We start from the raw sequence: 16,357 nt of genomic DNA on the forward strand, positions 1-16,357 counted from the left end.
GATGCGAAACCCATCTCATGCGATATTTCGAAGACCTGATCGTCGGGGAGAAAGCGAGCTTCGGCCGCTATGAAGTTACGCGCGAGGAAGTCATGGACTTCGCCCGCAAATACGATCCCCAGCCCTTCCATTTGTCGGACGAGGCTGCGGCCAAGACGCATTTCGGGCGGTTGTCGGCCAGCGGCTGGCATACCAGCGCGATGACGATGTCGATGCTGGTCGAACAGTTTCAGGCAAATCCGCAAGCCGGGCTGGGCGCGGCGGGGATCGACGAATTGCGCTGGCTGAAACCCGTCTATCCTGGCGACACGCTGCGCTGCGAAACCGAATTGCTCGAAAAACGCGAGTCACGCAGCCGCCCCGAAATGGCCAGCACCAAAAGCCGGATGACGGTGTTCAATCAGGACGATGTGCCGGTCATGACCTTCGTGGCCAATGGCCTGATCGGACGACGGCCGCAGGGCTGATGCCCCACGGCCGCCAGTCGGTCGTTCAAATCATGGTGTCGTTACCGCGGACGGCGACGATCCTGGCGATTCTCACGGCGTACTTCGCGGCGGTCCTGACGCGCATCGCGGCGGAATTCGCGACGATCGGTGCGACGCTCGGCGCGGAATTCGGGACGCGTCACTTCGCCACGACGGAATTCGCGACGATCGCCGCGGCGGTCCTGGCGAAATTCGCGCGTATCCTGGCGACGTTCGCGCGCGAACTCGTTCCAGTTTTGGCGGATTTCGCGGTTGTTGCCGCGATAGGCGCTGCGACGGCCTTCCCAATAGCGGCGCTGCGCATTGTTCCAGCGCACCGGACGGCGGTCGCGGCCATAGACGTAATAACCCGTACCCGGATAATAATAGCCGTTGTTCCAGCCATAATAGGACGACCCGCCATAGCCACCGGCATAATAGGGATCGTCATAATAGCCCGCCGAGCCATAGCCCAGCGATACACCCGAATAGCCATAGCCATCGGTGCAGGCGGCAAGTCCAAGGGCGGCGGCAACGGCCAGCCCGACGGTGCGGATACGCGGTAACATGTGGATACTCTCCCAGCGATGAGGATTATCCGGTGCATCCAAGCACATGCCTAGTGAACCGGCACTGAACCCTCTCAACCGGGATATAACGTCACGAGACGACGAACGGTTCCGAAACGAGGCTAGAATGGTGAGACTGTACCGCTTCGCTCGGCACGGATCGCTATCGGTCAGTCGCCCTCGAACGATACTAGTGCGTTGACCGCAATCCCTTTGGCCCGCAGCGCGTCCGCGCCACCCAGATCGGGCAGATCGATGACGAAGCTTGCCTGCGTCACCCGCGCGCCTGCCTTGCGCAACAGCCGTACTGCCGCCCGCGCCGTCCCGCCGGTTGCGATCAGATCGTCGACCAGCAGCACGCGCGCACCCGGCGCGAAGGCATCGACATGGATCGCGATACGGTCGACGCCATATTCCAGTTCGTAATCCTCGGCGATGGTCGCCCCCGGTAGCTTGCCGTCCTTGCGGATCAGCAGCACGCCTGCGCCCAGTGCCAGCGCCAATGCGGGCGCAAAGACGAAGCCGCGCGCCTCGATTCCCGCGACCAGATCGACCGGGCCGTCGATCGTCGCCAGCAACCGCTCGGTGGCCAGCGCCAATCCTTGCGGATCGAGCAGCAATGTCGTGATGTCGCGGAACTGGATGCCCGGCTTCGGGTGATCCGGGATGGTGCGGATCAGCCGACGGAGGTCCGCATTCCGGTCTCCGTCGGCCATATCGTGATTACTGCTGATATTTGATGTCGCGCCAGATGCTCTTGTAAGCACCCCAGGTCAGCGCGATGAAGATGATCAGGAAGCCGATGACCGCCAGGCCCGCCTGCTTGCGCGCCTGAAGCTTGGGCTCGGCGGTCCAGGTCAGGAACGCGGTCACGTCCTTCGACATCTGGTCCACGGTCGCCGTCGTGCCGTCGGCATAGGTCACCTGACCATCGGCGGTCAGCGGCGGCGCCATCGCCAGGTTCACGGTCGGGAAGTACGGGTTGTAGTACAACCCTTCCGGCGTCGCGAATTCGGGATGGTCCGCCAATGCCGCCGGATCGGGCTGCTGCCCGTAACCGGTCAGCAATGAATAGACATAAGCCGGGCCGTTCTCACGCGCCTTGGTGATCAGCGAAAGGTCGGGTGGAACCGCGTTGTTGTTGGCAGCACGCGCGGCGACGTCGTTGGCGAACGGCTTGGGGAAGCGATCGGCGGCCAAGTTGGGCCGCGTCGCTGCTTCGCCGGTTTCCGGGTTGATCGACGGTGTCTCGATTGCCCATTGCGCGGCGATCGCCTTCACTTCGGCGTCACTATAGCCAAGTGCGGTCAGGTCGCGGAACGCGACATATTTCAGCGAGTGGCAGGCTGCGCACACTTCCTTGTACACTTGAAGCCCGCGCTGCAACTGCGCGTTGTCGAACCTGCCAAGCGGCCCGTCCGAAGGCAGATGCGCCTCGCGCGCTTCCTTGTGCAGCGCATATTCCGCCGACTTCTCCGCCGCTTCCGACCCCAATGTGTCGATGAAGCTGAACAACAGAACGAATGCAAAGCCGAGTCCGATCAGGACTGCGAAGCCCTTCACGCCGAGAAAGTTCAAAATCCCACGCATGGTTCTATCTCGTCCCTTACTCGGCAGGCTGTGCGACGGCGCTATGCGTCGGGCTGGTTCCGCCCTTGCCCTTCAACACCGCTTCGGTGATCGAATTGGGCAACGGCAGCGGCTTTTCCATCGAAGAGATGAGGGGAAGCACGACCAGGAAGTGGAGGAAGTAATATGCCGTCGCGATCTGCGTCAGGCCGATCACCAGCGGCGTCGGGTTCGCGCCGCCCAGATAGCCAAGCAGCAGCACGTCGAGCACCAGCACGATCAGGAACCAGCGATAGGTCGGGCGGTAATTTGCCGACCGCACCGGCGACTTGTCGAGCCACGGCAGGAAGAACAGCAGCAGGATCGACCCGAACATCGCGATCACGCCCCACAGCTTGGCGGGCATGATGAAGTCGATCGTGAACGCCTTCAGGATCGCGTAGAAGGGCAGGAAATACCATTCGGGCACGATGTGCGATGGCGTCGAAAGCGGGTTCGCCTCGATATAATTGTCCGGGTGCCCCAGCAAGTTCGGCGCGAAGAATACCAGCGCGGCAAAGATCAGAAAGAACACGCCCACGCCCACGCCGTCCTTGGCGGTGTAATAGGGGTGGAACGGCACCGTATCCTGCTTGCCCTTCACCTCGACACCCGTCGGGTTGTTCGACCCCGGAATGTGCAGCGCCCAGATGTGGAGGATGATAACGCCCGCGATCACGAACGGCAGCAGATAATGGAGCGAGAAGAAGCGATTGAGCGCGGCATTGTCGGGGACGTACCCACCCAGCAGCCACACGCGCAGCGTTTCGCCGACGCCCGGGATCGCCGAGAAGAAGCCGGTGATGACCTGCGCACCCCAGAAGCTCATCTGACCCCAGGGCAGCACGTACCCCATGAACGCGGTTGCCATCATCAACAGGAAGATGACGACGCCCAGCAGCCACACCATCTCTCGCGGGGCCTTGTACGAACCGTAATAAAGCCCGCGGCCGATATGGATGTAGACGACGATGAAGAACATCGACGCCCCGTTGGCGTGCGCGTACCGCAGCAGCCAGCCTGCGGGGACATCGCGCATGATGCGCTCAACCGAATAGAAGGCGACGCCCGCTTCGGCAGCGTAATGCATGGCGAGGACGATGCCGGTAACGATCTGAATCGCCAGCGCTGCCCCTGCGAGCACGCCGAAATTCCAGAAATAGTTGAGGTTGCGCGGCACCGGATAGCCCGCGCCGACTGCATTATAGACGAACCGCGGCAAGGGCAGCCGGCTGTCCATCCACTGCATGAACGGGTTTTTTGGCTGATATTGCTCTGCCCAGGGAAAGCTCATGGTACTTAGACCTCACCGACCAGGATCGTCGTGTCCGACGTGAATTCATAAGGTGGCACGACCAGATTGGTCGGTGCCGGCCCCGAACGGATGCGGCCCGCCGTATCATAGGCGGATGCGTGGCAGGGGCAGAAATAACCGCCGAACGGCCCCTTATTCTCACCCTCGCCCGCGCCCAGCGGCACGCAACCCAGATGGGTACACACGCCCAGCGTGATCAGCCATTCGGCCTTGCCCGCCTTGGTGCGATCGGCCAGCGACTGCGGATCGCGCAGATCGGCGAGCGACACCGCGTCGGCCGCAGCGATTTCGGCGGGCGTCAGGTGGCGGATGAACAAAGGCTGTTTGCGAAAGGTCGATTTGACCGACTGGCCAGGCTCGATACCGGTGATGTCCAATTCGGTGGTGGACAGCGCCAGCGTATCGGCGGCGGGGCTCATCGAATTGATCAGCGGCAGGACGATGACCGCAGCGCCGACGCCCGCGAACGATACCGCGCCGATCGACATATAGTCGCGGCGGCGGGGATTCTGGAGCGTATCGCCATCATGAGCGAGCGATTCGCCCGTTGCGACAGGTTGGTCAGCCGTTGCCATCAATCAGCCCTTGCACTTCGTTTTCATCCAGCGCGGGGGCGAAAATCCGGATTCCCGCGCGACGAACGCCACGCGAAGCCCCCCGGTGCCCCCGGTGGCTTGGGGCGCTGATAGACGGGGATGCGCCGTTTTGCCAACACCCTTTTGCCGCGCTTGTGACGGACACGTGACGGGGGATATGTCGGGCACCATGCGGATCGCCCTTTATCAACCCGACATCGCCGGGAATGTCGGCACCATCCTGCGGCTGTGCGCCTGTATGGGCGTGCCGCTCGACCTGATCGAACCGATGGGATTCCCGTGGGGCGCAAGCGCGATGAAACGCGCCGGCATGGACTATGGCGATGCCGCTCATGTCACCCGCCACGCTGATTGGGACGCTTTTTTGGAGCAAGTCGAAGGACGTATCGTGCTGGCGACGACGAAGGGTGCGGAGCGGCTCGACGCGATGCGGTTTCGGCGCAATGACGTCCTGCTGTTCGGTTCGGAAGGCGCAGGCGTTCCCGACGATGTGCACACCCGCGCCGATTGCCGTGTGCGGATACCGATGCGCGCCGGCTTTCGCTCGCTCAACATCGCGGTCAGTGCGGGCATCATCTTGGGCGAAGCAGTGCGTCAGACCGAGAGGTGGCCCGCCTGATCGGCAATCGGTCAGGCCGAAGCCTCGTCGAGAAAGTGCTCGACCATGGCGTACACCGCGTCCAGATCGGCTTCGTCGATGCAATAGGGCGGCATGACGTACACGGTGTCGCCCAGCGGACGCAGCAGCACGTTATTTTCACGGGCATAGCGGGTGAGCAGCGGCGCAATGTCGGCGAGATAGCCTTCGCCGCCGCCGATTTCGAAGGCGGCGATCGTACCCGCCCGCCGCGCACCGGTGACGCTGGGATGCGCGGCGATCCGCGCCAACCGATCGGCCTGACGCGTCGCTAGCAAATCGATGCGGGCGATCACCGGCTCATCGCGCCAGATCGCAAGATTTGCATTTGCGGCGGCGCACGCGATCGGATTGGCGGTATAGCTGGACGAGTGGAAAAACATCCGCGCGCGATCGGTGGCGTAATGTGCATCGAATATTTCTGGGGTCGCCATCGTCACCGCCAGCGGCACCGCACCCCCGGTCAGTCCTTTCGACAGGCACAGCAGATCGGGCACCACCCTTGCCTGCTTGCACGCCAGCAACGTGCCGGTGCGACCCCAACCCGTCATCACTTCATCCGCGATGAACAACACCCCGTAACGTGCACAAATCGCGCGCATTTCAGTCAGAATTTCGGGGGCGTAGAATTTCATGCCGCCCGCGCCCAGCACCAGCGGCTCGACGATCAGCGCGGCTGCTCCGGCGCGCGCCTGGGCTTCAAGCGCGTCGAGCGTGGGTTGCGCATCGGCGCCGGGAAACGGGATGGTCCCCACATCGAACAGCAACGGCGTGTAACTGCGCGTAAACACGCCGCGCGCGCCCACCGACATCGCGCCGATCGTGTCGCCGTGATAGCTGTGCTCCATCACCAGAATACGGTCGTGCGGCTCGCCGCGATTGGCCCAATAGCCGAGCGCCATTTTCAGCGCGACTTCGACGCTGGTCGACCCTGAATCGGAATAAAACACATGCGCGAGCGGCGCGGGCATCAAATCGACCAGCGCCTGCGCCAATGTCTCGGCGGGCTCATGTGTCCACCCGGCAAAAATAATCTGGTCCAGCCGCTGCGCCTGGTCGGCAATCGCCGCCGCGATCCGCGGATGATTGTGGCCGTGCGTCGTCACCCACCAGGACGAGATCGCATCGACGATGCGTGCGCCGTCGGCGGTGTGGATCGCCGCGCCGTCAGCATGGGTGACAAGCGGTATGGCCTCGCCCAGTCCGTGCTGGGTAAAGGGATGCCAGACCGGCGAGGTCATGGTGCGAAGTCCGCCAGGGAGAAATTCGCGGCAAAGGCGTCCGCCAGCGTCCCGCGATCAAGCGGGTCGAGATAGGGAAGCCGTCCGAGGCGCTTCACGCCGCCCATTGCGATAATCGTCGCCTCGCTATCGGGCACGGCATCGCCGACGAACGCGACCCCCAAAATAGCAATGCCGCGCGACCGCAGCGCTTCGATCGACAACAGGCTGTGGTTGATCGTGCCGAGCGCCGTGCGCGCAACAAGCACCACCGGAAGCCGCCAGCGCGCGAACAGATCGGCATAGAGCAGCTCGCGCGTCACCGGCACCAACATACCCCCTGCCCCCTCGATCACCAATGGCCCCTCCACCTGCGGCGGGATCAGGCGGTCCGGGTCGATCGTGACGCCATCGATTTCGGCGGCGCGGTGCGGCGAACACGGAGTGGTCAGGCGGTAGGCTTCGGGCAGGATATGGGCGGCCGTCAGCCCGGAGAACGCCGCCACATTCGCGCTGTCGCTGCCATCGTCCAGGCCCGCCTGTACCGGCTTCCAGTAATGGCCATCGAGCGCACCCACTAATGCGGCAGCGAAGACGGTCTTGCCGACATCGGTGTCGGTTCCGGTGACGACGATGGTGCGGTTCATGCCAGTGCCTCTGCCAATGCTTCGATATCGTCCGGTGTCGTGTTGAGCGTGATCGACAGCCGCAACCGCGCGGTGCCGGTGGGGATTGCTGGCGGGCGGATTCCACGAACGTCGAAGCCTGCCGATTGAAGCGACGCGGCGCGGGCCATCGTCGGTGCGTCTTCGCCAATGATGACCGGCATGATCTGCGAACCAGTATCGCTTGCCCCGCGCGGTACGAGCAGCCGATGCGCAAGGTCGATGCGCGCATGGAGTTCGGCCCGGCGCTCGGGCTCGCCCGCAACGATACGCAATGCGGCACGCACAGCACTTGCCATCAGCGGCGAGGGTGCGGTCGAAAAGATGAAACTGCGCGCCCGGTTGACGAGGAAATCGACGAAGATCCGCGGCGCCACCACCAGCGCCCCTTCGCATCCCAGCGCCTTGCCGCAGGTATGCAGCGTGATCAGTTTGTCGCGGCGTTCAAGATCGGCGCACAAACCGCGGCCGTCCCGCCCGAATACCCCGGTCGCGTGAGCTTCGTCGACGATCAGCACGGCATTAGCGGCATCGGCAAGTTGCGCGAGATCGTTCAGCGGCGCGCGGTCGCCGTCCATGCTGTAAAGACTTTCGACCACCAGCCAGACGCGCCCGCGCCCGCCGGACGTGCGCCATTGGCCGATCGCGTCCGCGAAAGCCGCGACGTCGTTGTGCGCGGCCGCGACACAATCGGCGCGGCCAGCCCGCATGCCCTCATGCGCGCTGGCGTGGATCAGGGCGTCGTGCACGACCAAATCGCCGCGCTGGGGCAGCGTCGCCAACAACGCCGCATTCGCTGCATAGCCGGTGGAGAAGAACAGGCTGGCCTCTGCGCCGAAGAACGTCGCTGCCTCGGCCTCAAGTGCCTCGTGCTCGGCGTGGTTGCCGCGCAGCAATCGCGATCCGCCGGATCCGACCGGCACACCCCGCTCCAAAGCGTCACGAACGGCAGAGCGTAACGCTTGCGATCCGCCGAGCCCAAGATAGTCGTTGGACGAAAAGTCTCGCCCGGTGCGCGGCGAAAGTGTGCGCAACCGATCGCGTCGGCCCAGCTGTTCCAGATCGCGCAAATGGTCGGGAAATACCGTCATCCGCGCGGCCTTACGGTGTCATGCGCGAACCGGCAACGTGGCCGACCGGTCGAGCCTAGTTTCGCTTTTCCGGTGGGACGAATGGGACCAGCAGCGGCATCACCGAGACGCCGTCCTCCACCAATTCGCGCGCTTCCTGGGGGGTGGCCTGCCCGTGGATCAATGCGCTGGCTTCGTCTCCGTCGTGCATCGCGCGGGCGCGGGTTGCAAAGCTGCCCCCGACCCATTCGGATTTCTCCAACGTCGCGGCCTGCGCTTCGGCGATCTTGGCAAGCACGGCCTTGACCAGCTCGGGCGTCGGCTCGGCCGCGCCCGGCTTTTGCGACGTGGCCAGCTCGGGCCGCCGATTGCCCTTGGCTGCGACATTGGGGGCCATCACCGCCTTTTCCACGCCGGCATCGCCGCAGATCGGACAAGCAAGCAACCCACCAGCACGCTGGCTTTCATAGGCTGCACTCGACCCGAACCACGCCTCGAATATATGGCCGCCACTACACCGCAGATCGAATACGATCACCGCACCACCTCTGCCGCCGGGATGGTGCGACGGTGGTCGATTACGGGGATGCGCGCACGGATATCGCCAACCGCTTCGACGTCGATGTCCGCGAAGCCGAGCCCTGCGTCCGTTCCCATATCGAGCAGCATGTCGCCCCACGGGCCGATCGCCACCGAATGGCCGTGGGTGTTGCGCCCGTCGTCATGCTCGCCGCTTTGCGCCGCCGCGACGACGAACGCGGCATTCTCGATCGCCCGCGCGCTCAGCAGCGTCGCCCAATGCGCTTCGCCGGTAGGCCGCGTAAAGGCGGCGGGCACCGCGATCACGGTCGCGCCCGCCGCGCTCAACGCCTGGTACAGCGCGGGAAAGCGGATGTCGTAACAGATGCTCAGCCCCAGCATCCCGACCGGCGTTTCGACGACGACGCTACGCGACCCGGGCGAATAGGCCGCCGACTCGCGCCACTCCTCTCCGGTCGATAGCGACACGTCGAACATATGCATCTTGTCGTACCGCGCAGCGATCTCGCCCGCATCGTCGATCACGAAGCCGCGATTGGCGAGCCGCTCGCCTGCGCCGCGTACCGCCAGCGATCCCACATGCACCCACAGACCCGCATCGCGCGCGGCGGCGCGGACCGCAGCCAGCACGGGGTCGTCATGCTCGTCGACGATATGCGCAGCCGCCCGTGCGCGATCACGGTCGAGCAAGCCAGACATTTCGGGCGTGAACAGCATCGCCGCCCTGCCCGCCTTGGCCGCATGGATGGCCTCGACCAGCGTCGCGGCATTGGCGGCGGGATCGATGCCGCTCGTCATCTGAAGGAGTGCGATTCGGGTCATGGGCGGGTCACCCGATCAACGGGTCGAGCCTCCCGTCGCGTTCCAGCGCGGCCAGATCGTCCGAACCGCCGATATGACGGTCGTCGATGAAAATCTGGGGCACGGTGCTGCGGCCGCTCGCGCGCTGGATCATCTCCTGCCGCTTTGGCCCGCCCATGGTGATATCGTGTTCGTCGAACGCTGCGCCCTTTTCATCCAACAGCCGCTTGGCGCGGGTGCAATAGGGGCAGAACGCCTTGGTGTAGATTTCGATTTTAGCCATTTTCCCGACGTGGGGATGCGAAGGGGGCTTTGTCAATCGACCTCGGGCATCTCAAGCCCGTCTGTGTGCAGGACACGCGCCCAACAGAGCATTGTCACACGCGCCGCACCGCCACGCTTCAACGCGCGCGCACACGCATTGGCGGTCGCGCCGGAGGTGTGGACATCGTCGACCAGCACGACATGCCGCCCCGCCAATCGCGCCCGCGCTTCCGCCGTCACGACAAATGCATTCCGGACGCTCGCGGCGCGCGCTTTTCGCCCGCGCCCACGCAGCGATCCGCCGCCCTTTATCCGCACCAGCAGGTCGTGCGTGGTCGGAACGGCGCTACGCGTCGATATCCCTTGCGCAATCAGTTGCGCCTGATTGAAGCCGCGCGACCATAGCCGCCAGCGGTGCAGCGGCACGGGGACGAGCAGGTCCGCATCGTGCGGCATCAGCCGTTCCATCAACCGCGCGATCGTGTCGGCATAGGCCAGCCGCCGTCCATATTTGAGCTTCAGCACCACCGCGCGCGCCACGTCGCCATAGGCGACCGCAGCGCGCACCCCGTCATGGACCGGCGGGTGCGCCAGGCATTCGCCACACAGGCTGTCGCCGCGATCGATTTCGAACGGGCGTGCGCATCCGGCGCACCACGGCTCGCCCAGAAAGCGCAATCCGTCCCAGCATATGCCGCAAAACCGGTGATCGTCCCCGGTCACCGTGCCGCATCCCGGACAGCGCGGCGGCAAGGCGAACGCGGCAAGCCGGGCGAGCGGCGCAAGAATATCGGGTCGCACGCCCCCTTGTCGCGCGCGCAACAGGACGGCACAAGCCGCGGCGTGAACCCATCGGAAATCTTCGACCGCCATGCCCGTATCCGGGCGCGAGATCGTGCCGCGCGGAGGCGCGACGATGCCGATTTCGTGCGCGATCACATGCTGAGCGGCATCGTCGAACGGCTTGAGGATAGCGGAGCCAGGTTCGCAGACGTGCTCGATGTGGGGGCGTGGCGGGGCAATTTCGCGTGGCCGAACGCGCGGATCGTGCGGATCGATGCGGGTACGCGATTCGCAGCGATGAACGGCGGGTTGCAGATGGCGGAGGACCGGCTTGCGGTGGGCGATGCGCAGTTCGATCTGGTCGTCTCCGCCGCCAGCCTCGACCAGGTGAATGACTTGCCCGGCGCGCTGACCCTGAGCCGCCGAACGCTGCGCCCAGGCGGCATGTTCGTCGCCGCCTTTCTCGGGGCCGGAACGCTGGCGACGCTGCGTCAGGCGTTGCGCATCGCCGAGCCCGAACCGCTCGCTCCGCGGCTGCATCCGCAGATCGACGTTCGTTCGGCAGGCGACCTGCTGAGCCGTGCGGGTTTCGTGCGTCCGGTTGCCGATACCGAGACGTTATGGGTCCGCTATTCGGGGCTGTCGCGCCTGATCGACGATCTGCGCGGGATGGCCGCGACCAATTTGTTGCGCACCCGGCGGGCGATGTCGCGCGGGGTGCTGGTCCGCGCGACCGACGCCTATGCCGCGCTGGCAGAGGCAGACGGCAAAACGCGTGAGCGATTCGACATCATCTATGTCACCGGATACGCGCCCGATCCGGATGCCAAACCCCTTCGCCGCGGGGGCGCTGCGTTTGCCGCGATCACGGCAGGGCTGCCGGAGCAGCAATGACCATGGTCGCCCCGGGCGACGTGACGATAATGATGGTCGACACGGCCCCCTAGACCAGCGCTTCCAGCAACCCGATCAGCGGTCGATCTGCGGGTGGCATATCCAGCCGGTGCAGTTCGACCGGCCGCCGCCATTCGAGCGCGCTGGCATGGCGCGGTTCGGGTATGCCGGGCCATTTCCGCAGCACGTAAAGTAACAACAGCAAATGCCGGTCGCCCAGCGATTCGCTGGCGAACACGGCGGGGGCCAGGCACGACGTGTCGATCGCGATACCCAGTTCTTCGTGGAGTTCGCGGCGCAATGCGGCTTCCGGCGTTTCGCCGGGATCGATCTTGCCGCCGGGGAATTCCCACAAACCAGCCATCGGCTTGCCCGAAGGACGTTGTTGCACCAGCACGCGCCCGTCCGCATCGATCAGCGCGGCGGCGACGACCAGCATCAGATCCGATCTTTTCTGAGGCGAGCCTAGGGTTTCCTTAACCGACACTTGTTACCGATCCGACAGTCTGGAGTGAAAAGGGGGAAGCGGTGCGCAAACGGCTACGCGCTTTGTTGATCGACCGAAAGGCCGCGACAGCCGTCGAATACGGCCTGATCGTCAGCCTGATCGTGCTCGCCATGATCGCTTCGCTCAACGGCGTCGCGAATGCCACCATCGAGATGTGGAATTATGTCGAGACATCGACGCTCAATGCATCGAGTTAAGTCATAACACCACGCTAACCATTGCTGTTTAAGCCTTTTTCAATCGACTGCCCGTAAAGCCAAGAGGCTGACCGGGCTCCAACCCGGACCAGACGGGTAGAGTGAAGTTTTGGAAGAGATGGAGACCGGACATGAAGAGCATTCGTAACATTTTGCGCAACAACAAGGGCGCGACCGCAATCGAGTACGGCCTGATCGCCGCGCTGATCGCCGTTGCAGCCATCACCGCCATGGGCGCGCTGGGCAACAACCTGTCGGGCACGTTCAACGAAGTGTCGAACGAACTGGGTTAATCCTCGTTCGATCGAGCGCGAAGAGCCGGCGAAGCACCCTTCGCCGGCTTTTTTCGTTTTAGTGGCTTAGCCCCGTCCCATCGCCAGGAATTTCTCGCGGCGATCGCGGCGCAGATCCGCCGCATCGCGCCCCACCAATTCCTCAAGTGCCGCTTGAATCGCATCGCCTAGCGTTTCGATCGCAAGCTTCGGATCGCGGTGCGCGCCGCCCAGCGGTTCGGGGACGATCGTGTCGATCACCCCCAGCGCCAGCAGATGCTGCGCGGTCACCTTCATCGCCTCCGCCGCATCGGCGGCCCTGTCGGCGGTGCGCCACAGGATCGATGCGCAACCTTCAGGTGAGATCACCGAATAGACCGCGTGCTCCATCATCAGCACCCGGTTGCCGGCCGCCAGCGCGACCGCGCCGCCCGATCCGCCCTCACCCAGGATCGATGCGACCAGCGGCACGCCTAGATTGAGGCACGCTTCGGTCGAGCGAGCGATCGCTTCCGCCTGGCCGCGTTCTTCAGCCTGCACGCCCGGAAATGCGCCCGACGTATCGACCAGAGTGATCACCGGCAGACCGAATCGGTCGGCGAGCTCGACCAGGCGAATCGCCTTTCGATACCCCTCGGGCTTGCCCATACCGAAATTATGTTTGAGGCGGCTGGCGGTGTCGTCGCCCTTTTCATGGCCGATCACCATGACGCTGCGCCCGCGAAAATTTCCCATCCCGCCGATGATCGCCTGATCGTCGGCAAAGGCGCGGTCGCCGCCCAGCGGCATGAAGTCCTCGATCAGCCCGGTCACATAATGGTTGAAGTGCGGGCGCTCGGGATGGCGCGCCACCTGCGTCTTCTGCCACGGGGTCAGCCGCGCATAGGTGTCGCGCAGCATCCGGTCCGACTTCACCTGAATCTTCGCGACCTCCGCGTCGATGTCGAGCGCACCGTCGGCGGCGGTATCGCGCAGTTCGTCGATCCGGCCCTGAAGCTCGGCGATCGGTTTTTCAAAGTCGAGAAAGCTAGCCATATGGGCTTGGCGGTTAGGACCGGACGCGCTTGGCGTCAACGAGCGGGTGGCGGGTGTTCACCAACTCGACCAACCGTTTCGAGTCGACATGGGTGTATATTTCGGTGGTCGCGATGTCGGCATGGCCCAGCATGGTCTGTAGAGCACGCAGGTCCGCGCCGCCCTCCAGCAGGTGTGTGGCGAACGCATGGCGCAGGACATGCGGACTGATCCGGTCGGGCGGGATCCCCGCATCGGCGGCGAGGGCCTTCAGCAATTGATACAAGCGGATGCGCGACAGATGCGACTTGCCCGACGGAAAGAGCCAGGGCTGGCCAGCGGGCACGAATTCGCGCCACCGCGCCACCGCTTCGCGCGCACGGTCGGACAAGGGCACCATGCGTTCGCGCCCGCCCTTGCCCTTCAGGATCAGGAACGGCCGGTCGCTGACGATGGCATTGCGCGGCAGCGACATGAGTTCGGTCGCGCGCAGGCCCGATCCGTAGAGCAATTCGATCAGTGCGGACAGGCGGTAATCGGCATGCGCGACGTCGGCCGCGGCCAGACGCTCAGCGATCGCCGCAAACAGCCGATCGACGTCGGCGACCGACAGCGTCTTGGGCAAACGGCGCGCGGTGCCCGGGCGCGGCAGAGCGTCGGACGGGTCGTCGCCACGCAATCCGTCGTCGAGCATAAAGGCATAGAAGCGCCGCAACGACGCCGCCTTTCGCGCAACGGTCGCGCGCGCCAGATCGGCCCAGCCGTCGGCCAACTTCGCCAGATCGTCGCGAGAGGCAGTCGCGATGCCCCCCGGCACCGCATCGCACGCGAGCCGCAAATCGCTGGCATAGGCCATCAGCGTATTGCGCGCCGCGCCCGATTCCGCCGCCATCATCTCCAGGAAACGCCCGATCAGCGCGGTATCCGAACCGCTGCCGAGCGGCTCCGCCGTCATGACCGCGACAGGGCCTCAGCCGCGATCATCCTCGCATAGCCTTCCAGCCCCGCCACGCGCAGCGCGCTGACGATGTGGAACAACGTTTCGGGCGGGACGCCGCGCCAGTCGGGCGTCTGCATCCCGGTTCCCGCCAGCAGCATCACCGTCGCGGGTTCGCCATTCTGCGCGGCCTGCGCGATAGCACGGGTCCAGCTATTTTCCGCACCCACCGCCAGGTCATAGCTTTGCGCCGCCGATTCGATATCGCCTTCGCTCAACCGCCCAAGCCCTGCGAGCCCCGCGAGGAATAGCTGCGTCCGCCGTGCGTCGCCCGCCGCTCCTGTGCCATTATACGCATCGACCAGATCGCCACTGAACCGCACGCGCGGGTTGGGATCGGCCAGCGCCAGCAGCGCCTGTCCCAGCGACCCTTGAGCCGCGGTCCCGCGCCATCGCATCGCCGCACGGTCGAGCCCTGCGGTCAGCATCGACGCGATCAACCGGTCGGCATCACCCACCAGTTCCGCGCTCGGCGGCAATTGCGACGCCGCCCTCGCGGTAAGGATCATGCGCGACCAGTTGTCGCCGGGCAGGCCGGGTTCGTCCCACAAGGTCCGCATCGCCGCGATTCGATCGGCGGCGTTCTGCGCGACATAAGCGGTTCGCAGGTCGCGCGCGACGGTGCGGATGCCGCTGGTCCCCTCCCCGCTTTCGTCGATCGCGGCGTAGAGGTCGATCAACGCCGCGTTTGACAGCACGCCCGCGCGCGCCGCGGGTTCAGCGAAGACGACGCGACTTTCGGGGGCGATCACCGGCGAAAGCGCGCTCCAATGCCCGACATGCCCGCCGACCGTCCGCATCATGTCTTCGGGGATTTCGCTCGCGGTCGCCATCGCCAGCCCGTATCGCCACGCCGTCAATTGCGTCACGCCGTCCCATTCGACGGTCACCGCGCGCCGCCCGCCCGCGCCCGATCCAACGACTTTTTCGGCGAGCACATAATCGATGCCGGTCGCCACGCGTTGCCTGCGCGCCGCATCGGCCAGCCGTCCGGCTTCGTCCGGATTGCCGCCCAGCCCGGCGCACATCGCCTGCGCCATCACCCAGCCGCGCTCGTTCGATACTTCACGCGCGGTGCCTACCAAGGGGCACAAGCCACCCGCATCGCCGGTTGCCAACTGCGTCTGCATCGCGATCTGATAGAGTTTCGGAGTATAATTCTCGACGTCCACGGCCTGCGTGACGCTACGCGCGGCGGTCGATTCGCCCATGCGGATCAGCAGCCACGCGCGCTCGGCAGCAAAGTCCGCGCCGTTGACGCTTGTCGGCGTATCGGTCTGCGCCAGCAGCACGCGACGCAACCCGATATGCAGCCAGCGCGATGCGACCGGCGCATCCAGCCGCCGCATCAACGTTTGCAGGAAGCGCCCATCGGCATCGCCCCACCCGCTCGCATCCACCACCGCGCTGCCGCGAGTGGGCACGCCGACGATCAACAGCGACCGCTTGGCCGATTCGGGCAATTCGTAGCGCAGCAATTCGGACGGATCGAGCGGCGTGGGCGATGCGGTCGGCGTCGGGGTCGGGCTGGGTCCAACGCCCGGCAAGGGCTGGATGATCGGCGACGGGGCCGCAGTCGGCACCGCACCGGGGCGCGGGGTCGCAGCAGGCACTGGCGTCGGGGCGGGCGCAGGCGCGGGATCGCCGAACCCTTCGGGCAACAGCGATTCCTGGCCCGTCGCGGGAAGACCGCTGGCCAGCAATGCGATCGCCAGAACCGGGATCGCGACCTTAGTTGGTGAGATTTTCAAGCGACACGGCCTTTTCGACGCGGACCGGTTCCTTTTCCGAATCGCTTCCCGCCAGCCAGAACAGGCCACCGACGATTGCGACGATTACGACGAGCAGGATGATAAGCGAACGGTTCATCTGTTGTCCGGGGCCAGAGTTTTCTTGGGTCCGCGCCTTTTGCCGGACGCGATTTGCGCATGTATAGCGCC

The 16,357-nt window shown here is 65.0% G+C and carries 22 protein-coding genes; 5 read left to right on the forward strand and 17 right to left on the reverse strand.

The features are described 5' to 3' along the window. The first annotated feature begins 17 nt into the window (after positions 1–17). Entirely contained in the window at positions 18–467 is a 450-nt protein-coding gene (locus ENHY17A_RS07265) for a MaoC family dehydratase (protein ID WP_159711436.1), read from the forward strand. A 41-nt stretch (positions 468–508) separates the two neighbouring features. Here the strand turns inward: ENHY17A_RS07265 and ENHY17A_RS07270 are convergent, their stop codons facing one another. The 5 genes from ENHY17A_RS07270 to petA form a co-directional block, all read right to left on the reverse strand. After that, positions 509–1,036 carry a hypothetical protein gene (locus ENHY17A_RS07270; protein ID WP_159711438.1) on the reverse strand — a complete coding sequence of 176 codons (528 nt, stop codon included), beginning with the start codon at positions 1,034–1,036 and terminating at the stop codon, positions 509–511. 170 nt (positions 1,037–1,206) lie between these two features. Then, complete coding sequence (locus ENHY17A_RS07275) at positions 1,207–1,752, reverse strand: adenine phosphoribosyltransferase (RefSeq protein WP_159711440.1); 546 nt, start codon at positions 1,750–1,752, stop codon at positions 1,207–1,209. A gap of 7 nt (positions 1,753–1,759) precedes the next feature. Further along, entirely contained in the window at positions 1,760–2,626 is an 867-nt protein-coding gene (locus tag ENHY17A_RS07280) for a cytochrome c1 (protein WP_159711442.1), read from the reverse strand. 16 nt (positions 2,627–2,642) lie between these two features. Next, positions 2,643–3,938 carry a cytochrome b gene (locus tag ENHY17A_RS07285; protein ID WP_159711444.1) on the reverse strand — a complete coding sequence of 432 codons (1,296 nt, stop codon included), beginning with the start codon at positions 3,936–3,938 and terminating at the stop codon, positions 2,643–2,645. 5 nt (positions 3,939–3,943) lie between these two features. Further along, positions 3,944–4,534 carry a ubiquinol-cytochrome c reductase iron-sulfur subunit gene (petA, locus tag ENHY17A_RS07290; protein WP_159711446.1) on the reverse strand — a complete coding sequence of 197 codons (591 nt, stop codon included), beginning with the start codon at positions 4,532–4,534 and terminating at the stop codon, positions 3,944–3,946. Positions 4,535–4,724: 190 nt separating this feature from the next. On the opposite strand from petA, the gene ENHY17A_RS07295 reads away from it, so the two are divergent. Further along, a complete protein-coding gene (locus ENHY17A_RS07295; RefSeq protein WP_159711448.1) occupies positions 4,725–5,174 on the forward strand; it encodes a tRNA (cytidine(34)-2'-O)-methyltransferase in 450 nt (149 codons plus the stop codon). A gap of 11 nt (positions 5,175–5,185) precedes the next feature. Here ENHY17A_RS07295 and ENHY17A_RS07300 read toward each other — a convergent pair whose 3' ends face one another. Genes ENHY17A_RS07300 through ENHY17A_RS07330 form a run of 7 tightly spaced genes read right to left on the reverse strand, consistent with a single transcriptional unit; the run spans position 5,186 to position 10,691 of the window. Beyond that, positions 5,186–6,433, reverse strand: coding sequence for an adenosylmethionine--8-amino-7-oxononanoate transaminase (locus ENHY17A_RS07300; protein ID WP_159711450.1), 1,248 nt, complete (start codon positions 6,431–6,433; stop codon positions 5,186–5,188). Beyond that, entirely contained in the window at positions 6,430–7,059 is a 630-nt protein-coding gene (bioD, locus tag ENHY17A_RS07305) for a dethiobiotin synthase (RefSeq protein WP_159711452.1), read from the reverse strand. The genes ENHY17A_RS07300 and bioD overlap by 4 nt, the downstream gene beginning before the upstream one ends. Continuing rightward, a complete protein-coding gene (locus tag ENHY17A_RS07310) occupies positions 7,056–8,168 on the reverse strand; it encodes an 8-amino-7-oxononanoate synthase (RefSeq protein WP_159711454.1) in 1,113 nt (370 codons plus the stop codon). Before ENHY17A_RS07310 ends, bioD begins: the two co-directional genes overlap by 4 nt. 55 nt (positions 8,169–8,223) lie before the next feature. Then, positions 8,224–8,685, reverse strand: a complete 462-nt coding sequence (locus tag ENHY17A_RS07315) for a DUF1178 family protein (protein WP_159711456.1) — start codon at positions 8,683–8,685, stop codon at positions 8,224–8,226. Beyond that, the gene (locus ENHY17A_RS07320; RefSeq protein WP_159711458.1) at positions 8,682–9,509 is read right to left on the reverse strand and encodes a carbon-nitrogen hydrolase family protein; all 828 of its coding nucleotides are present in this window, start codon (positions 9,507–9,509) and stop codon (positions 8,682–8,684) included. Before ENHY17A_RS07320 ends, ENHY17A_RS07315 begins: the two co-directional genes overlap by 4 nt. Positions 9,510–9,516: 7 nt before the next feature. Then, positions 9,517–9,771 (reverse strand): glutaredoxin 3, encoded by a 255-nt coding sequence (grxC, locus tag ENHY17A_RS07325; protein ID WP_159711460.1) that lies wholly within the window; start codon positions 9,769–9,771, stop codon positions 9,517–9,519. Positions 9,772–9,803: 32 nt separating this feature from the next. Continuing rightward, the gene (locus tag ENHY17A_RS07330; protein WP_236547798.1) at positions 9,804–10,691 is read right to left on the reverse strand and encodes a ComF family protein; all 888 of its coding nucleotides are present in this window, start codon (positions 10,689–10,691) and stop codon (positions 9,804–9,806) included. On the opposite strand from ENHY17A_RS07330, the gene ENHY17A_RS07335 reads away from it, so the two are divergent. Then, positions 10,680–11,429: a methyltransferase domain-containing protein gene (locus ENHY17A_RS07335; RefSeq protein WP_236547799.1), complete on the forward strand. Its 750-nt coding sequence runs from the start codon at positions 10,680–10,682 to the stop codon at positions 11,427–11,429. The genes ENHY17A_RS07330 and ENHY17A_RS07335 overlap by 12 nt on opposite strands. A gap of 49 nt (positions 11,430–11,478) precedes the next feature. Here the strand turns inward: ENHY17A_RS07335 and ENHY17A_RS07340 are convergent, their stop codons facing one another. Beyond that, positions 11,479–11,868 carry a (deoxy)nucleoside triphosphate pyrophosphohydrolase gene (locus ENHY17A_RS07340; protein ID WP_159711466.1) on the reverse strand — a complete coding sequence of 130 codons (390 nt, stop codon included), beginning with the start codon at positions 11,866–11,868 and terminating at the stop codon, positions 11,479–11,481. An 89-nt stretch (positions 11,869–11,957) separates the two neighbouring features. Between ENHY17A_RS07340 and ENHY17A_RS07345 the strand changes: the two genes are divergently transcribed. Both ENHY17A_RS07345 and ENHY17A_RS07350 read left to right on the forward strand, forming a co-directional pair. Continuing rightward, positions 11,958–12,134, forward strand: coding sequence for a Flp family type IVb pilin (locus ENHY17A_RS07345; RefSeq protein ID WP_159711468.1), 177 nt, complete (start codon positions 11,958–11,960; stop codon positions 12,132–12,134). Positions 12,135–12,265: 131 nt separating this feature from the next. Beyond that, positions 12,266–12,427 (forward strand): Flp family type IVb pilin, encoded by a 162-nt coding sequence (locus tag ENHY17A_RS07350; protein ID WP_159711470.1) that lies wholly within the window; start codon positions 12,266–12,268, stop codon positions 12,425–12,427. Between the two features lie 66 nt (positions 12,428–12,493). Here the strand turns inward: ENHY17A_RS07350 and ENHY17A_RS07355 are convergent, their stop codons facing one another. Genes ENHY17A_RS07355 through ENHY17A_RS07370 form a run of 4 tightly spaced genes read right to left on the reverse strand, consistent with a single transcriptional unit; the run spans position 12,494 to position 16,286 of the window. Further along, a complete protein-coding gene (locus tag ENHY17A_RS07355; protein WP_159711472.1) occupies positions 12,494–13,441 on the reverse strand; it encodes an acetyl-CoA carboxylase carboxyltransferase subunit alpha in 948 nt (315 codons plus the stop codon). A 13-nt stretch (positions 13,442–13,454) separates the two neighbouring features. Further along, on the reverse strand, positions 13,455–14,375 hold the full coding sequence (locus ENHY17A_RS07360; RefSeq protein WP_159711474.1) for a tyrosine-type recombinase/integrase: 921 nt from the start codon (positions 14,373–14,375) through the stop codon (positions 13,455–13,457). Beyond that, entirely contained in the window at positions 14,372–16,168 is a 1,797-nt protein-coding gene (locus tag ENHY17A_RS07365; protein WP_159711476.1) for a hypothetical protein, read from the reverse strand. The genes ENHY17A_RS07360 and ENHY17A_RS07365 overlap by 4 nt, the downstream gene beginning before the upstream one ends. Continuing rightward, the gene (locus tag ENHY17A_RS07370) at positions 16,149–16,286 is read right to left on the reverse strand and encodes a hypothetical protein (protein WP_201296356.1); all 138 of its coding nucleotides are present in this window, start codon (positions 16,284–16,286) and stop codon (positions 16,149–16,151) included. The genes ENHY17A_RS07365 and ENHY17A_RS07370 overlap by 20 nt, the downstream gene beginning before the upstream one ends. Positions 16,287–16,357: the final 71 nt, after the last annotated feature.

This window comes from Sphingomonas sp. AX6, from assembly GCF_902506605.1.
GTDB lineage: Bacteria > Pseudomonadota > Alphaproteobacteria > Sphingomonadales > Sphingomonadaceae > Sphingomonas.

What these genes read in the sequence shown, in the direction of transcription:
- ENHY17A_RS07265 (WP_159711436.1), top strand. Translation starts at nt 18, where the DNA reads ATGCGATATTTCGAAGACCTGATCGTCGGGGAGAAAGCGAGCTTCGGC.
- ENHY17A_RS07270 (WP_159711438.1), bottom strand. Translation starts at nt 1,036, where the DNA reads ATGTTACCGCGTATCCGCACCGTCGGGCTGGCCGTTGCCGCCGCCCTT.
- ENHY17A_RS07275 (WP_159711440.1), bottom strand. Translation starts at nt 1,752, where the DNA reads ATGGCCGACGGAGACCGGAATGCGGACCTCCGTCGGCTGATCCGCACC.
- ENHY17A_RS07280 (WP_159711442.1), bottom strand. Translation starts at nt 2,626, where the DNA reads ATGCGTGGGATTTTGAACTTTCTCGGCGTGAAGGGCTTCGCAGTCCTG.
- ENHY17A_RS07285 (WP_159711444.1), bottom strand. Translation starts at nt 3,938, where the DNA reads ATGAGCTTTCCCTGGGCAGAGCAATATCAGCCAAAAAACCCGTTCATG.
- petA (WP_159711446.1), bottom strand. Translation starts at nt 4,534, where the DNA reads ATGGCAACGGCTGACCAACCTGTCGCAACGGGCGAATCGCTCGCTCAT.
- ENHY17A_RS07295 (WP_159711448.1), top strand. Translation starts at nt 4,725, where the DNA reads ATGCGGATCGCCCTTTATCAACCCGACATCGCCGGGAATGTCGGCACC.
- ENHY17A_RS07300 (WP_159711450.1), bottom strand. Translation starts at nt 6,433, where the DNA reads ATGACCTCGCCGGTCTGGCATCCCTTTACCCAGCACGGACTGGGCGAG.
- bioD (WP_159711452.1), bottom strand. Translation starts at nt 7,059, where the DNA reads ATGAACCGCACCATCGTCGTCACCGGAACCGACACCGATGTCGGCAAG.
- ENHY17A_RS07310 (WP_159711454.1), bottom strand. Translation starts at nt 8,168, where the DNA reads ATGACGGTATTTCCCGACCATTTGCGCGATCTGGAACAGCTGGGCCGA.
- ENHY17A_RS07320 (WP_159711458.1), bottom strand. Translation starts at nt 9,509, where the DNA reads ATGACCCGAATCGCACTCCTTCAGATGACGAGCGGCATCGATCCCGCC.
- grxC (WP_159711460.1), bottom strand. Translation starts at nt 9,771, where the DNA reads ATGGCTAAAATCGAAATCTACACCAAGGCGTTCTGCCCCTATTGCACC.
- ENHY17A_RS07340 (WP_159711466.1), bottom strand. Translation starts at nt 11,868, where the DNA reads ATGCTGGTCGTCGCCGCCGCGCTGATCGATGCGGACGGGCGCGTGCTG.
- ENHY17A_RS07350 (WP_159711470.1), top strand. Translation starts at nt 12,266, where the DNA reads ATGAAGAGCATTCGTAACATTTTGCGCAACAACAAGGGCGCGACCGCA.
- ENHY17A_RS07355 (WP_159711472.1), bottom strand. Translation starts at nt 13,441, where the DNA reads ATGGCTAGCTTTCTCGACTTTGAAAAACCGATCGCCGAGCTTCAGGGC.
- ENHY17A_RS07360 (WP_159711474.1), bottom strand. Translation starts at nt 14,375, where the DNA reads ATGACGGCGGAGCCGCTCGGCAGCGGTTCGGATACCGCGCTGATCGGG.
- ENHY17A_RS07370 (WP_201296356.1), bottom strand. Translation starts at nt 16,286, where the DNA reads ATGAACCGTTCGCTTATCATCCTGCTCGTCGTAATCGTCGCAATCGTC.